This is a genomic window from Serratia proteamaculans (assembly GCF_946227095.1).
In the GTDB taxonomy this organism is placed as follows: domain Bacteria; phylum Pseudomonadota; class Gammaproteobacteria; order Enterobacterales; family Enterobacteriaceae; genus Serratia; species Serratia proteamaculans_E.
In genome coordinates this window covers 127,484-141,462 of record NZ_CAMISV010000001.1, presented here as the reverse complement: position 1 = coordinate 141,462, position 13,979 = coordinate 127,484, and the positions used below count along the sequence as shown (strand labels likewise).

15 protein-coding genes are annotated in these 13,979 nt (G+C 53.7%); 3 read left to right on the top strand and 12 right to left on the bottom strand.

Going from position 1 to position 13,979, the window contains the following annotated elements:
* Positions 1 to 4: 4 nt before the first annotated feature.
* The 4 genes from OC597_RS00835 to OC597_RS00820 all read right to left on the bottom strand — a co-directional run bounded on the left by OC597_RS00835 (position 5) and on the right by OC597_RS00820 (position 4,773).
* Positions 5 to 1,558, bottom strand: coding sequence for a peptide MFS transporter (locus OC597_RS00835; RefSeq protein WP_129934979.1), 1,554 nt, complete (start codon positions 1,556 to 1,558; stop codon positions 5 to 7).
* Between the two features lie 476 nt (positions 1,559 to 2,034).
* Complete coding sequence (gene mdtG, locus OC597_RS00830; protein ID WP_262207029.1) at positions 2,035 to 3,267, bottom strand: multidrug efflux MFS transporter MdtG; 1,233 nt, start codon at positions 3,265 to 3,267, stop codon at positions 2,035 to 2,037.
* Between the two features lie 200 nt (positions 3,268 to 3,467).
* Positions 3,468 to 3,752: a YciI family protein gene (locus OC597_RS00825; RefSeq protein WP_261253699.1), complete on the bottom strand. Its 285-nt coding sequence runs from the start codon at positions 3,750 to 3,752 to the stop codon at positions 3,468 to 3,470.
* Between the two features lie 100 nt (positions 3,753 to 3,852).
* Entirely contained in the window at positions 3,853 to 4,773 is a 921-nt protein-coding gene (locus OC597_RS00820; RefSeq protein WP_261253700.1) for a Kdo(2)-lipid IV(A) acyltransferase, read from the bottom strand.
* Positions 4,774 to 5,047: 274 nt separating this feature from the next.
* On the opposite strand from OC597_RS00820, the gene OC597_RS00815 reads away from it, so the two are divergent.
* Positions 5,048 to 5,212, top strand: a complete 165-nt coding sequence (locus tag OC597_RS00815) for a histidine kinase (protein ID WP_262207027.1) — start codon at positions 5,048 to 5,050, stop codon at positions 5,210 to 5,212.
* A 17-nt stretch (positions 5,213 to 5,229) separates the two neighbouring features.
* Here the strand turns inward: OC597_RS00815 and OC597_RS00810 are convergent, their stop codons facing one another.
* Complete coding sequence (locus OC597_RS00810) at positions 5,230 to 6,327, bottom strand: NADH:flavin oxidoreductase/NADH oxidase (protein WP_262207026.1); 1,098 nt, start codon at positions 6,325 to 6,327, stop codon at positions 5,230 to 5,232.
* A 208-nt stretch (positions 6,328 to 6,535) separates the two neighbouring features.
* On the opposite strand from OC597_RS00810, the gene trhO reads away from it, so the two are divergent.
* On the top strand, positions 6,536 to 7,603 hold the full coding sequence (gene trhO, locus OC597_RS00805) for an oxygen-dependent tRNA uridine(34) hydroxylase TrhO (protein ID WP_261253705.1): 1,068 nt from the start codon (positions 6,536 to 6,538) through the stop codon (positions 7,601 to 7,603).
* A gap of 41 nt (positions 7,604 to 7,644) precedes the next feature.
* Here the strand turns inward: trhO and OC597_RS00800 are convergent, their stop codons facing one another.
* Both OC597_RS00800 and OC597_RS00795 read right to left on the bottom strand, forming a co-directional pair.
* Complete coding sequence (locus OC597_RS00800) at positions 7,645 to 8,223, bottom strand: YceI family protein (protein WP_261253708.1); 579 nt, start codon at positions 8,221 to 8,223, stop codon at positions 7,645 to 7,647.
* 23 nt (positions 8,224 to 8,246) lie between these two features.
* On the bottom strand, positions 8,247 to 8,801 hold the full coding sequence (locus OC597_RS00795; protein ID WP_261284228.1) for a cytochrome b: 555 nt from the start codon (positions 8,799 to 8,801) through the stop codon (positions 8,247 to 8,249).
* A 424-nt stretch (positions 8,802 to 9,225) separates the two neighbouring features.
* On the opposite strand from OC597_RS00795, the gene OC597_RS00790 reads away from it, so the two are divergent.
* The gene (locus OC597_RS00790) at positions 9,226 to 10,278 is read left to right on the top strand and encodes an AI-2E family transporter (protein WP_261253712.1); all 1,053 of its coding nucleotides are present in this window, start codon (positions 9,226 to 9,228) and stop codon (positions 10,276 to 10,278) included.
* Here the strand turns inward: OC597_RS00790 and OC597_RS00785 are convergent.
* The 5 genes from OC597_RS00785 to bssS all read right to left on the bottom strand — a co-directional run bounded on the left by OC597_RS00785 (position 10,265) and on the right by bssS (position 13,861).
* Positions 10,265 to 11,221 carry a zinc-dependent alcohol dehydrogenase family protein gene (locus OC597_RS00785; protein WP_262207024.1) on the bottom strand — a complete coding sequence of 319 codons (957 nt, stop codon included), beginning with the start codon at positions 11,219 to 11,221 and terminating at the stop codon, positions 10,265 to 10,267. The two genes, OC597_RS00790 and OC597_RS00785, sit on opposite strands and share 14 nt — an antisense overlap.
* Before the next feature lie 23 nt (positions 11,222 to 11,244).
* Positions 11,245 to 11,361, bottom strand: coding sequence for a DUF2770 family protein (locus tag OC597_RS00780; RefSeq protein WP_261253716.1), 117 nt, complete (start codon positions 11,359 to 11,361; stop codon positions 11,245 to 11,247).
* 134 nt (positions 11,362 to 11,495) lie between these two features.
* The gene (locus tag OC597_RS00775) at positions 11,496 to 12,122 is read right to left on the bottom strand and encodes a LuxR C-terminal-related transcriptional regulator (RefSeq protein WP_262207022.1); all 627 of its coding nucleotides are present in this window, start codon (positions 12,120 to 12,122) and stop codon (positions 11,496 to 11,498) included.
* A gap of 225 nt (positions 12,123 to 12,347) precedes the next feature.
* Positions 12,348 to 13,463, bottom strand: a complete 1,116-nt coding sequence (gene solA / locus OC597_RS00770) for an N-methyl-L-tryptophan oxidase (protein ID WP_262207021.1) — start codon at positions 13,461 to 13,463, stop codon at positions 12,348 to 12,350.
* Between the two features lie 143 nt (positions 13,464 to 13,606).
* Entirely contained in the window at positions 13,607 to 13,861 is a 255-nt protein-coding gene (bssS, locus tag OC597_RS00765; RefSeq protein ID WP_012006318.1) for a biofilm formation regulator BssS, read from the bottom strand.
* Between the last annotated feature and the right edge of the window lie 118 nt (positions 13,862 to 13,979).

Below are 13,979 nucleotides of genomic sequence, written 5' to 3'. Positions count from 1 at the left end.
GTAATCAGGCGTTGGCGGCCGGTTTCTGTGCGCTTTTGCCCTGAGTGTTTTCCATCATGCGGCGGATCGGGACGATCAGCAGGGTCAATACTGCGGCGCAGATCAACAGCGCAATCGAGCAGCGTGCGAACAGGTCAGGCAGCATACCCAGTTGGTCGGCTTTCACATGGCCACCGATCAGACCGGCCGCCAGATTACCCAGCGCGCTGGCGCAGAACCACAGGCCCATCATCTGGCCACGCATTCTTTCCGGCGCCAACAGGGTCATGGTCGCCAGCCCGATAGGGCTAAGGCACAGCTCACCCAGCGTCAGCATTAAAATACTGCCGACCAGCCACAGCGGAGACACGCCCGCACCGCCATTGCTCAGCACGTTCTGCGCAGCCAGCATCATCAGCCCGAAGCCCGCAGCGGCAAACAGAATACCGATAACAAACTTGGTGATGCTGCTCAGGCGGATTTTGTTACGCGCCAATGCTGGCCATGCCCAGCTAAATACCGGTGCCAGCAGGATGATGAACAGGGCGTTGATCGACTGGAACCACACCGCCGGGATCTCGAAGCCGCCAATCATACGGTTGGTATAGTCGTTGGCGAACAGGTTGAACGAGGTCGGTTTCTGTTCAAAGGCTGACCAGAAGAAGGCCGCGGACACCAGCAGGATGAAGCAGACCAGCAGGCGGGCGCGTTCTTTACGGCTCAGGCCGGCAAACACGAACAGGTAAATGAAGTACAGGGTGACCGAGGCGGCAATCACGTAAACCAGCGTACTGGCCACGGCGACCGGGTTAATCACAATGATGCCCTGGGCAATCAGGGTGATAATCACCGCCGCACCGACGGCCAGCGCAATCAGCCAGGCGCCGACGCCGTTTTTCTTGGCGACCGGGCTGTTCCAGGTAGAGTCCAGGCCCACTTCACTGTCATAGCGTTTCATTGCCGGGACGGCAAAGACGCGGAAAATCACCAGCGCCACCAGCATGCCGATACCCCCAATGCCGAAGCCCCAGTGCCAGCCGTGGGAACGGATCAACCAGCCAGAGATCAGCGGGGCGATAAACGAGCCCATGTTGATGCCCATATAGAACAGTGAAAAACCACCGTCACGGCGGTTGTCGCCTTTCTTGTACAGCGTACCGACCATCACCGAGATACAGGTTTTGAACAGGCCGGAACCCAGCACGATAAACATCAGGCCGATGAAGAACAGGTTGTTGCCCATAAAGGCAGACAGCGCGATCGACAGGTGGCCGAGGGCGATCAGAATCGAACCATACCAGACTGCTTTTTGCTGACCCAGCCAGTTATCGGCCAACCAGCCGCCCGGCAGGGCCGCCAGATACATGCTGCCGGCAAAAATACCGACAATCGCCGAAGCGTTTTCACGTGCCAACCCCATGCCGCCGTCGTAGACCGTGGCGGCCATAAACAGGATCAGTAATGGGCGAATACCGTAAAACGAGAACCGCTCCCACATTTCGGTAAAAAACAGGGATCCCAGCGGATAAGGATGGCCGAAGAAGGTCCGGCTTTCTTGGTTATTAACAGAGGATTGCATAACGTCTTCCCAATAAAATGTGCCGCATTGATGCAGCTTATACTGTGGTATGTATGTGTATTTAAGGAAGGTGATCCACCCAGTGCGGATTACCCGACAAAACCGCTGCCGCAGCGCCCGTTAACCGTGGAAAGCGCGTCGGCCTTTTTTCACTTGGCCAATGCTTTACATTGGGCGTGATATTATTTAACCATTTGATAACTGGATGGTGGTTTTGTCTAGTCCCTGTATCCCATTTTTTAGATGAAAAGTCGACAAACATCTCCTTTCCTGGTTTTTATGTTGGTTTAGGCGGGAATGTTATTGACAGGTGGTTTATTGCGCTAAAAGTTAATAACTTTTTTAAAAACAAGTGATTACATTAAGATTATTCTGATGGAGGGCGACCGGGAGGCTCTGAGGGGTATCAATACTAAAAGTAGGGTAAACGGGCCGTCGGCCCATTTAAGTGAGGGAACTGGTGATAAATACGCCTATTACTCTTCCTGCAGGGTGTCTTCCCTCATTCGCGCCGGTCGGCGTTGCAAACACCACCAGGAATAAATAGCGTTGAACAGCACCACCACGGCGGTGACGCAGAATACTGCGCGAAAGCCATAGCTGGCCGAGACAGCAGCCCCCATTAATGGGCCACTGACGTTGCCTATATCGCGGAACGATTGGTTATAGCTGAAAATCCGCCCGGCGACCTGATTGGTGCAGTTATAGATCAGCAAGGTTTGTACCGCCGGCAGCAGCGCACCGTCGGCTGCACCCAGCAGGAAGCGCAGTACGCCGAGTTGCCACGGGGTTTGCACAAAGGCCATCGGGATCAGCAACAGCACCGACACGATCAGCATAAACACCAGAATACGCTCCGGGCCGATCCTGTCGCCCAGCTTACCCAGTCGTGGCGCACTCATCAGCGCGGCGACGCCCGGCACCGAGGCGATCAAACCGCTGACAAAGGCCAGATTATGAATATTCCCGGCCAGGTCACGCACGTACAGCGTCAGGATCGGCGCGATGGATCCGGTAGCGATCTGAATAATCATGGTGGTGACAAACAGGCTGAGGATCAGCTTGGGGCTTTTTAGCGCCGCAAACACCTGACGGGCGTGCAGCATGTCTTTTTTCTGCACCGGGGTGAATTGTTCTTTGACATACAGCAGCGTCAGAACAAAGCAGGCCAGCAGCACACCGGCGGTAATGTAGAACACCGGCCGCAGACCATACTGATCGGCTAACAGACCACCAATCAGCGGCCCAATCAAGGCACCGCTGACCCCGCCGGTGGACAGGGTGCCCAGCGCCCAGCCGCTGCGATTACGCGGCACCTGAGTGGCGATCAGCGCGTTGGCGTTGGGGATAAAACCGCCGAGCAGGCCCAGTACCGCGCGCAGCGCCAAAAATTGCCAGATATTCTGCGCCATGCCCATCAACAGCATCACAATCGCCATGCCCAGTGCCGATCGCAGCAGCATCAGTTTACGTCCACGCCGGTCGGCCAGCCCGCCCCAGAACGGGGAGGCAATGGCAGAAAACAGGAAGGTGATACTGAAAACCAGGCCAGACCACATGTTTAGCGCCTGGTGGCCGGTGACACCAAGGGTTTCTACATAAAGCGGCAGGAATGGCATGATCAGGCTGAAGGCGGCACCGGTGAGGAAACACCCCAGCCAGGTGACAAAAAGATTGCGTTTCCAGTTGATGGGTTCTGGCGGAGCCATATTTTCCTGCTGCATAAGGTGGGGCGCTTTGCGGGCGTGCACAAGCAAGGGGGCAAAGCAAAAAAGTTAGCCTGATAAGTATGCGCTTAATTATAGGTGGCATCAATTGATGTGGGGAGGGATAGGTCGAAAATGAAATAAAGTTTTAAAAATAGAATATTGGCAGTATTCCGCGCTGTACGCGCGGAAAAAAGGCGGATTTAAAGCCCGGCGAGCAGTTCAAAACCACTGGCGGTAGTGGAGAGGCCGACATCGGTAATCTCGTAGTGCGCTACGGCGTTGTAGGGATCTTGCGCGACAATGGCGTCCAGTTGGGCACGATCCATGCTTTTCACCAGGATCACGCCGCCAGTGCGCGGATTCTTACGGCCAGAGGCGATGAAGGTACCGTCCTGGAAATATGTTTTCAGCCAGGCAATGTGCCCTTCAAGGTGGCTATCGACTTCGGCTATCGGGCGGTGGTAGGTCAGGTTAACGATGTACATAACAACTCCAGGATTAGCGACGAAGACTTTACCATCCCACCGTTACCGCTGATTCTCAAGATCAGCGGAATAAAAAACCCGCCAGGCGGCGGGTTAGGAGTCAGTACAGTGAGGGTTCACCTTCCGGACGAGTTTTAAAGCGGCGGTGCAGCCACATGTACTGATCCGGTGCCATCAGGATCTCCTTCTCCACCACTTTATTCATAAAGGCGGCTGCTTCGAGCTCATTATCCAGCGGGAAGTTTTCCACCGCCGGCTGCATAATCAGCTCGTACCCTTTGGCGTCCGGCAGGCGGCGCGGGGTAAAAGGAATAATCGCGGGTTTACCCATCCTCGCCAGCACATAGCTGCCGGTGGTGGTGGCGGCTTTCTCTACGGCGAACAGCGGGACGAACACGCTGCTGCGCGGGCCGTAGTCGTGATCCGGGGCGTACCAGATGATGTCGCCCTGTTTCAACGCACGGATCATGCCTTTCACGTCTTTACGGTCCAGCATCGATTTGTTGGAGCGCATGCGGCCCCAGGTTTGCAGCCAGTCCATCAGTTTGTTGTCGTGCGGCCGGTAAACGCCGATACCCGGGTTATGAATGCCGAAGATCCGCGCACCGAGCTCCAGCGTCAGGAAGTGCAGGCCGATCAGCAGTACACCCTGATGGTTGTCGCGAGCCTTCTGAATATGTTCCAGCCCGCTGACCTGGAACCAGCGCTCGATGCGCCAGTTTGGCCAAAACCACGCCATGCCGGTTTCAAATAACCCCATGCCGACGGACTCAAAGTTCTGTACCACCAGCGCATCACGCTCGGCCTGCGGCATGTCAGGAAAGCACAGCATCAGGTTTCGCTGGGCAATCTCCACGCGGCGCTTGAGAAAGCGCATGGAAAAGCGACCCAGTGAGGTGCCAAGGCGATAGATAATTGGGTAAGGCAGTAAGACCAGCAGATAGAGTAAACCGATGCCGATCCAGGTAAGCCAATAACGCGGATGCAGTAAAGAGCGATTAAAAGAAGGAACTTGAGTCATGTGTTCTCAGCTTAGAAGCAGTCATTTAATGATAATAACAGAATGATGGGAGGGTTTGTCCTTCACCGGAGGCTTGACCCTGCACGATTTTCTGCCGTTTATAACCGAGTATTGTGGCATTTTTATCGCACAACGTGAAAAGGCACCGCATTAAAACCTCATTTTTAATGATGAATAGATATAAGTTGGCGAATAATTCGACCAAATCGCTCTAAAGGATAAAATCTGTAAGCGACAGACGCGTATTATCTCGCGCAATTATTCAGGGGGTTTTATGTTGGCATCATGGTTAAGTGCGGGGCTATTGGTTACCGGGGCATTGTTGGGCAGCCTGGGGGCACACCTGCAGTTTAATCCGTTGCTGGCGGTGTCGGGTGGCACCCTGTTGGCGGGAATAGTAATTTCCGGTTTTACCGAATGCCGGGGTGGGCGTCGCTAAGCCTCACCCCAGTTTCCTTAGCCGTTTTTAAACAACCCTTTTAAGACATGCGGTTCAGAGCGCCAATATTGCGGCGGTGCACTGACCTTTTCACCCAGTTTAGCGGCTGCGTGCCATGGCCAGCGTGGGTTGTATAGGATGCCGCGTGCCAGCGCTACCATATCCGCCTGGCCGGTGGCGACAATCGCCTCTGCCTGTTCCGGTTCGGTAATCAGCCCGACAGCAATTGTCGGCAACCCACTTTCCCGCTTGATGGTTTCGGCGAACGGCACCTGATAATTAGGACCCACCGGGATCTTCTGCAGCGGTGACAGACCGCCGCTGGAAACGTGGATATAGTCGCAGCCCAGCTGTTTCAGCGTTTTTGCCAGCGTAACCGACTGCTGTTCATCCCAACCCCCTTCGACCCAGTCACTGGCGGAAATACGTACGCCGAGAGCCTTGTGCGCCGGGAATACGGCACGTACTTCAGTATAAATCTCCAGCAGCAGACGCATACGGTTTTGCAATGAGCCGCCGTATTGGTCGCTACGCTGGTTGGCCAGCGGCGAAAGAAACTGGTGCAACAGGTAGCCGTGCGCACCGTGCAGCTCAATTAATTCAAAACCGAGCCGATCGGCACGTTTTGCCGCGTCAACAAACTGGGCTTTCAAACGTTCAATCTGCTCCAGGTTCATTGCTGCGGGAGATTCATCCTGCTGGGCGAAGGGCACCGCGGAGGCGGAGAGCGTCTGCCAGCCACCGTTGGCGGCATTAAGCTGACCACCGCCTGCCCAGGGGACAGCGCAGGAGGCTTTGCGCCCGGCATGGGCAAGCTGAATACCCAGTGGCATGGTGGCGTGTTTTTTTACTGCCTGTACCACCTCCGCTAACGCCTGTTCGGTTGCGTCGTCCCACAGGCCGAGATCGTTGGGGGTAATACGTCCTTCAGGCGCTACCGAGGTGGCTTCGACAATCAACAAACCCGCACCGGACAATGACAGGTGTCCGAGATGCAGGGTATGCCATTCGGTGGCTTTGCCGTGATCGGCGGAATATTGGCACATAGGTGCGATAATAATACGGTTGGGTAAACTCAGTTTTCCCAGCGTTATCGGGGTAAATAGCTGACTCATGGCGTCCTCCAGATCCGTGGTAAATAAGGGATAAGCTCTCCTTAGGAGTATCGGGATTTGTGAACAGCGTCAAGTTTCCAGCGCATCGCCTCATCGACGGGTTAATGCTGTTTTGAGCCACATTTTCGGGTATTATGTGCGCCGCGCGCGGGCCTGAGGTCGGCGCGCGTTCAAATCAGTCACCTCCCGAAAGACAGGAAAGTACACCATGCCAGTGTTACATAACCGAATTTCTAATGAGGAACTGAAGGCGCGCATGCTGGCGGAAACCGAGCCGCGCACCACAGTTTCTTTTTATAAATACTTCGCCATCGAAGATCCCAAAGCGTTTCGCGACAGCCTGTACGTTCAGTTCGACAAGCTGAAGGTGTTTGGCCGCATTTATGTGGCGAAAGAGGGCATCAACGCACAAATCAGCGTGCCGCAGAATAAGTTTGAGGCGTTCAAAGCCGCGCTGTTTGCCTCGCATCCGGCGCTGGATCAGGTACGCCTGAATATCGCTCTGGAAGACGATGGAAAATCCTTCTGGGTGCTGCGGCTGAAGGTGCGTGAACGCATCGTCGCCGACGGTCTGGATGATGAGAGCTTCAACCCGGCAAACGTCGGTGAGTATCTGCAGGCCGATCGTGTTAACCAGATGATTGACGATCCGGATACGCTGTTTGTCGATATGCGTAACCATTACGAATATGAAGTCGGCCACTTTGAAAACGCTATCGAAGTGCCTTCAGATACCTTCCGTGACCAACTGCCGATGGCGGTTGAAATGCTGCAGGACAATAAAGACAAGAATATTGTCATGTACTGCACCGGCGGTATCCGCTGTGAAAAAGCCAGTGCCTATATGTTGCATAACGGCTTCAAGAACGTCTATCACGTGGAAGGCGGGATTATCGAGTATGCGCGTAAGGCCAAAGAGCAGGGGTTGCCGCTGAAGTTTGTCGGCAAAAACTTTGTGTTTGATGAGCGTATGGGCGAGCGGATTTCCGATGATGTGATCGCCAATTGTCACCAGTGCGGAGCGCCCTGTGATACTCACACCAACTGCCTGAATGACGGCTGTCACCTGTTGTTTATTCAGTGCCCGAGCTGTGCGGCCAAATTTGAAGGCTGTTGCAGCGAGATCTGCCGCGAAGAGCTGAAGTTGCCGCGTGAAGAACAGCGCGCACGCCGTGCCGGCCGCGAAAATGGCGTCAAGATTTTCAATAAGTCGAAAGGGTTATTGCAGACCACGATGCACATTCCGGCACCGGAAGATGAAGGCTCGGCAAGCTGAGTCAGGAGTAAGCGCGGCAGCCTTGCCGCCGCGCTTTATTATTACTTCGCGCGAACGCCTTCCACAGAAATAATCAGCTCCACGTCCTGCGATGCCGGGCCGAGATCGGTGGTGATGCCAAAGTCTTTCAACTTGATTTTGCCGTTGGCTTCAAAGCCGGCACGGTAGCCACCCCACGGGTCATTGCCCTGGCCGATCAGTTTGGCGTCCAGCGTGACCGGTTTGGTCACGCCGTTCAGCGTCAGGTTCCCGACCACCGCATAGCCTTCGCCGTTCTTTTTCACTTCGGTGGATTCAAACTTGGCCTGCTTGTTCTTTTCCACGTTGAGGAACTCGGCGCTGCGCAGGTGCTTGTCACGCTCAGCGTGGTTGGTATCGACGCTGGCGGTGTTGATCGTGACGCTAACCTTGTCCTTGGACGGATCTTTCTCGTCGAAGGTGAAGCCGCCGTCAAAATCCTTGAAGGTGCCGTACAGCCAGCTGTAACCCAGGTGCTGGATGCGGAACTCGATAAAGGCGTGCTGACCCTGTTTGTCGATCTTGTAGTCGGCAGCCAGCGCGGAACCGGCGCTCAGCAGCATTACGCCTGCGGTCAGGCCCAGTACGGTTTTCTTCAACATAGCAATCTCCATAAATCCAAAGGTTAATCGGCGCTGCTACCCAGCATCCGTTTCAAAGTAACATCACGATCAACAAAGTGATGTTTAAGCGCAGCCAGACCGTGCAGTACCGAAAGCACTACCACGACCCAGGCCAGGTAAAGGTGGATGGTACCGGCCGTATCGGCCTGTTCCGCCATACCGGTGACGGTGGCGGGGACGTCGAACCAGCCGAAAACGCTGATCGGTTGACCGTCGGCGGTCGAAATCAGGTAGCCGCTGATCAGGATACTGAACAGCACGACATACAGCGCCAGATGGGCGAGGATCGCGCTCACGCGGGTAAAACGGCCATAGCTGGCCAGAGGTTTGGGTGGCGGTGAAACAAAACGCCAGACGACCCGGACCACCATGACGATAAACAGCAGCGTGCCGATGCTTTTATGAATCTCCGGTGCCTGGTGATACCAGACATCGTAATACCCCAGCGTGACCATCCATAGGCCCAGGGCAAACATGCCGTACACCGTCAGTGCAACCAGCCAGTGGATTAGCACTGAAATATGGCCAAAACGGTTAGCGGTATTTTTCCAAAGCATCCTGTTTCCTTACTTTCCTCATTATCTGGCTGCAATAATTAAACTTTAAGAAACATAAAATCAATAATAAATTTAACTATGTTACTTCTTAATAATATTAGTCAGTATATTTGGCCGAGATAGCGTTAGGTTAGTCAGTGAAATCGTTGAATAAATGACGGTAGGGTGCTAATTGTTTTCGTCTTATCAATTGAAATAAAAAGGTTTTATTTATTATTGTCAGCTTTTGTCATTTTACGTAAATATTCCGAGTTTTTTTCACAAATAAACCCTAGTCAAGATTGTCGATTATTTCCAGCCGAGACTCAGCAAACGGAGATTTTTATTCGCCTGGCAATACCTCTGCGGCATGACTCCAGAATTTGCTAACATAACACTCATCTGATGGCCCGCTGGGCCAATGCTATTAATGCAAAGGACATGTATGGGCCGAACTCTGTTGACCGATCGCAGCCTGCGTCTGGCGATTATGCTGGCGATGTTGGTGATTATTCTTGCCGGCGTTAAAGCCGCGGTGGATGTTGTGGTGCCGTTCTTACTGGCGTTGTTCCTGGCCATGGTGCTGAATCCGCTGGTGACACAGCTCGAACGCTGGCGGATCCCTCGCGCACTGGGTGTGACCTTGCTGGTGGTGAGCGTGGTGGTGGTGCTGATGTTGTTTGTCGGCGTGTTGGGGGCATCGCTGAATGAGTTTGCTCGCTCGCTGCCGCAGTACCGCGGCATGATGCTGGAAAAACTGAGCGAACTGCAGCATTACGCCGACCGTTTTAACATCACCATTTCCACCGAGGCGATGTTGCAGTATGTCGATCCCAGCGCGGCAATGAATCTGATCACTCGTCTGCTGAGCCGCTTCTCCGGCGCGATGACCAATATTTTCCTGTTGCTGATGACCGTGGTATTTATGCTGTTTGAAGTACAACTGCTGCCCTACAAATTGCAGCAGGCTCTGGATAAGCCGAGCGAAGGCATTGCCAACATTCAGCGCGCACTGGATGGGGTCACTCGTTATCTGCTGATCAAAACGGCGATCAGCCTGGCTACCGGCATCATTGTCTGGGCATTCCTGGCGGTCGTGGACGTGCGCTTTGCCTTTATCTGGGGGCTGCTGGCGTTTTTGCTGAATTACATTCCCAATATCGGCTCGGTGATCGCCGCCGTTCCTCCGTTGGTTCAGGCCCTGTTGTTTAATGGTTTTGGCGATGCGTTGGTGGTGGCTGCGGGCTTTATCACTATCAATCTGGTGATTGGCAACATGCTGGAACCGCGCGTGATGGGCCGTGGGCTGGGGCTGTCGACGCTGGTAGTCTTTCTGTCATTGATTTTCTGGGGCTGGTTGATGGGGCCGGTGGGGATGTTGTTGTCGGTACCCTTGACCATTATTACCCGTATCGCGCTGGAGACCACCGAGGGTGGGCATAAACTGGCGGTGATCCTCGGTGATGGCCAGCCGGGCAAACAGGTCACTCCGGAGTAAAGAACACTTTCCCCTGCGTCTTGCTGTTGGCGGCATGTTGCAGCGCCAGTTTATAGTGCCGCAGTGGGTAGATGGCTGCCGGGGGACGTAACTCCAGTTGTCCACCTCTCAGCAAGTGGAAAAGCTGTTGGAACGCCGCCTGCCACTGCGCTGGCGTTGCCTGTGCATTCCATTTGCGCAGGTGGAACAGTGAAGTACGCAAGCGCAGTTGATGAGCAATGTACTGCCAGTCAACCTGTTGGTTACCCAGCAACCCCAGGGCAACAAAGTCGCCGTTGGCGCTGACCGAGCGCGCCAGATACAAACCCTCCTCTCCGCCGACACAGTCAATCGCCGCCCGTGCCGTATGGCCTGTGAGTGGTTGCAGGCCATATTGTTGCAGTAAATCCCTTTCGAGAACCCGCCAGGCACCGGCATTCAGCAGCGCCTGACGATGGACGGCATTACGGACTACCACGGCCAATTTAATTCCGCGTAGCGCCGCTAACTGGCAGAACAGCAGGCTAATCGCCGACCCTCCACCGTTAATCAGCAGGATGTCGCCAACCTCTAGCGGTAGCCACTGTGTCAACAACACCCAACAGGTAAGCGGATTGATGTAGATTTGCGCCGCGCTGACGTCATCAATATCGTCCGGTACCCAAATGACTTTATCTTGGTCGAGTGTGATAAAAGTTTGCCAACTGCCGTCCCCCATGACGGCCAGCGCTCGTCTGTCGGTTGGTTGGCCATGGGGATCTGTTGCCACGCCAATGCCCTCGTAGCCAGGAGTCTGGGGCAGAGCGATACGGTGTGCATACTGGCCGTAGATTGGGATCAGATCGGATGGATTGATAGGGGCATAGCGCATCTGCAGCAGCAACTGATGGGGTTGCGGTCTGGGAAGTTCGGTCTGTTCCAGGGCAATGACCTGTTCAGGGAGGCCAAAATGGCTATAGCGCAAACGGGGGAACGTGGGGGGCATGATTAAGGTATAAAGAAAAAATAGACGTCCAGCGCTAACAACACCAGCCACAGGCAGATATACAGCACCAGATGTTCGCGCACATTGTTGACGATCACCGACAGAATTTTGTTTAGCATTCGCAGCAGCCAAAAGATAAGGACAGGCAGAGTATAGATTTTTGCGGGCGGCGTTAATACCGTCGAGAGGGCAAAGCGTGGAGCAGAGGCAAATTAAAAGGGGGAAATCAGCCTGCTTGGGCGCAGGCTTTGGATTATACCGCCAGCAGGGACAGTGACATTGGGCTGGTGGGGACGCTTGGCGGGTAGAAGTAACGCAGCACGTTATACAGCGAATAAAACTCCAGCCGATTGCGGGCGTTGATTTTTTCGGTGATATGACGCTTGTGAACATAAACCGTATGCGAACTGATTTGCAGCTTTTTCGCGATGCGATAATTGGGCATTTCTGCCATCCAGTGCTTCATCACCGTCAGTTCCTGCGGGCTGAACAGCGAATGTTCAACGCTGCAATCCATCAGTGACACCGGTTTTTCCCGCATCATCCGCAACGTCACCGGCAAAGTGGCTTTGTTGAACAGGAAAGCATGATCGGCGATGCGCATTGGCGTTTCGCTGTAGGGGTAAGGCGTATCCAGATAAATGAACAACAGTGCCGATGGGCTGGCCTCAATAAAGGCCTGCAACTGAGCATCATCTTCACTATGACGGCAATGTTTGGTCAGGTTTACCAGAATGTGACTTGGCCGATAGTGGTCCAGCAGGGGAGTCGCCTGTTCCAGGCTGTGGCAACATTTCACCTGGGCGAAAACATTGTCAGTAAAGTAGTTATCGATCCCGACCCGAGTGAAGCAGCATTCGTCCACGACAAGCAGTTTCATGGTGACGTCCTTGTTGTTCGAAGAAATAGCAGGGGCATATCAGCTGTAAAATAGAACTTACACCACGGGGGATCAATTCGGAAATCCGGATACTTACGCCAGAAATTTCCGTTGGAATATTTTTCACAATATATTTCAGATTGTTATGATAGTTTTGCCATGTAACTAAAAACGTAATCGCAACCCGCGTGGGTGGGCGGGTGCGATTAAGTGAGCGGGAAGGGGTTAATCAAAGCGTTTCAGTGAGAAGGGGGCGATGTCCACTGGTGGTTTTTTATCTTCAGCAAACAGCGCAGCGATCTCACCTAACACACTGGCAAACTTGAAACCGTGGCCGCTCAGACCGCTGATGACCATTAAACGATCGCATTCTGGCAGAGTATCGATAATGAAATCCTCATCTGGACTCATATCATAACTGCATGCTTCACCGTGTAAACATACCCCTACACCCGGCAAAAATTGACGCAGGAAGTGGAAAACTTCGGTTCCATCAGTGGTGAAACTACCAAAAGGCTTGCGCTGCTCCGGTGTCTCCATTGGTTGGCCGCCGTCGTGTTTGCCCACTTTCAACCCGTCATTATCGGCAGGGAAACCGTAATAATGGTTGCCGTCCTGCGCTTCAACGGTAAACGCCGGGAAACGGTTGTTGACGCTGTAGCGACCATCCGCCTGATGCCAGGAAAATACCTTACGCAGTGGGGCTATCGGTAACTCTGGCAGCAGGGCTTTAACCCAGGTTCCGGCGGTGACCACCGATTTACGGCCCTGAAAACTGCCTTCAGGGGTGACCACTTCAATACCACCCTCGATCGGCTGCACTGCGCTGACCGGGCAATTGAATAATTGTCCGCAGCCGGCCTCTTTAGCCAATTTAATCAGGCAGGTAATGGCCTGCTCCGAGCGCAGGAACCCGGCGTCTGGCTCAAATACTCCCACGTAACCTTCCGGTGCGTTGAATTCCGGCCACCGCTGGTTAATTTGTTCTGCGCTAAGGTTTTGCGTATTGAGGCGGAATTTTTGCGCGCTGTGTTGGGCGTTGTTGATAAACTCAGAATCCTGCGGGCCGATGTTCAGCACACCGCAGTCCTGGAACAGCTCTTCGCCGGTTTGTTTAATCAGCCCGTTCCATAAGGCCTGAGCGCGCAAGATCAACGGCACATATTTTTCACCTTCGCCGTAGGCATGACGGATGATGCGGGTATCGCCGTGGTGGCTGCCGTTACGGTGTGGCGGCATCGCGCTGTCGATCATTAATACTTTCAGGCCGGACCGTGTCGCATAGTAACCTGCCGCCGCGCCTACCGAGCCGCTGCCCACAACAATTAAGTCATATTCCACGTGCCATCCTCTCTCTGTTATAGGTTGCTTATTTCGTTATGATAAAAGGTTGGGGGCGGCAATGCACTCGTTGAGCGATCCGCAGACAAAGAAAAAGGCGCCAGAGATAATCGCTGGCGCCTTAGGCATTTTGGTACGGTGAATTAGTGCTTTTTACGATCAAGGTCCTGGTAATCCGTTGCTTCAATCTTGGCGATGCCGGCTTCTAAGATATTGATTAATTGGCGTGCGACATCTGTGGTTAGCCAAAGCGTTCTGTCTACTTGGGCGTCTTCGGGTGTCTGATCTCGTGAAGACAGGTAATGAAGGCGTATCATCATGGCGTCATAAGCGTCGACAGTACTGATATCCCAACCAACAAGCGGGTGTGTCTGAATTACTTCATCATTTCTGTCCATAAAGACCCCTTATTGAGTAGTGACTACCGTGAGTGACTAACGAGGATCAATGCGGCCCATCATCATGTGAGCAATTACAGTATACGCATCTAGCTACGGCGGTGGAGAGTTTCCCACC

What these genes read in the sequence shown, in the direction of transcription:
- OC597_RS00835 (WP_129934979.1), bottom strand. Translation starts at nt 1,558, where the DNA reads ATGCAATCCTCTGTTAATAACCAAGAAAGCCGGACCTTCTTCGGCCAT.
- mdtG (WP_262207029.1), bottom strand. Translation starts at nt 3,267, where the DNA reads ATGGCTCCGCCAGAACCCATCAACTGGAAACGCAATCTTTTTGTCACC.
- OC597_RS00825 (WP_261253699.1), bottom strand. Translation starts at nt 3,752, where the DNA reads ATGTACATCGTTAACCTGACCTACCACCGCCCGATAGCCGAAGTCGAT.
- OC597_RS00820 (WP_261253700.1), bottom strand. Translation starts at nt 4,773, where the DNA reads ATGACTCAAGTTCCTTCTTTTAATCGCTCTTTACTGCATCCGCGTTAT.
- OC597_RS00815 (WP_262207027.1), top strand. Translation starts at nt 5,048, where the DNA reads ATGTTGGCATCATGGTTAAGTGCGGGGCTATTGGTTACCGGGGCATTG.
- OC597_RS00810 (WP_262207026.1), bottom strand. Translation starts at nt 6,327, where the DNA reads ATGAGTCAGCTATTTACCCCGATAACGCTGGGAAAACTGAGTTTACCC.
- trhO (WP_261253705.1), top strand. Translation starts at nt 6,536, where the DNA reads ATGCCAGTGTTACATAACCGAATTTCTAATGAGGAACTGAAGGCGCGC.
- OC597_RS00800 (WP_261253708.1), bottom strand. Translation starts at nt 8,223, where the DNA reads ATGTTGAAGAAAACCGTACTGGGCCTGACCGCAGGCGTAATGCTGCTG.
- OC597_RS00795 (WP_261284228.1), bottom strand. Translation starts at nt 8,801, where the DNA reads ATGCTTTGGAAAAATACCGCTAACCGTTTTGGCCATATTTCAGTGCTA.
- OC597_RS00790 (WP_261253712.1), top strand. Translation starts at nt 9,226, where the DNA reads ATGGGCCGAACTCTGTTGACCGATCGCAGCCTGCGTCTGGCGATTATG.
- OC597_RS00780 (WP_261253716.1), bottom strand. Translation starts at nt 11,361, where the DNA reads ATGCTAAACAAAATTCTGTCGGTGATCGTCAACAATGTGCGCGAACAT.
- OC597_RS00775 (WP_262207022.1), bottom strand. Translation starts at nt 12,122, where the DNA reads ATGAAACTGCTTGTCGTGGACGAATGCTGCTTCACTCGGGTCGGGATC.
- bssS (WP_012006318.1), bottom strand. Translation starts at nt 13,861, where the DNA reads ATGGACAGAAATGATGAAGTAATTCAGACACACCCGCTTGTTGGTTGG.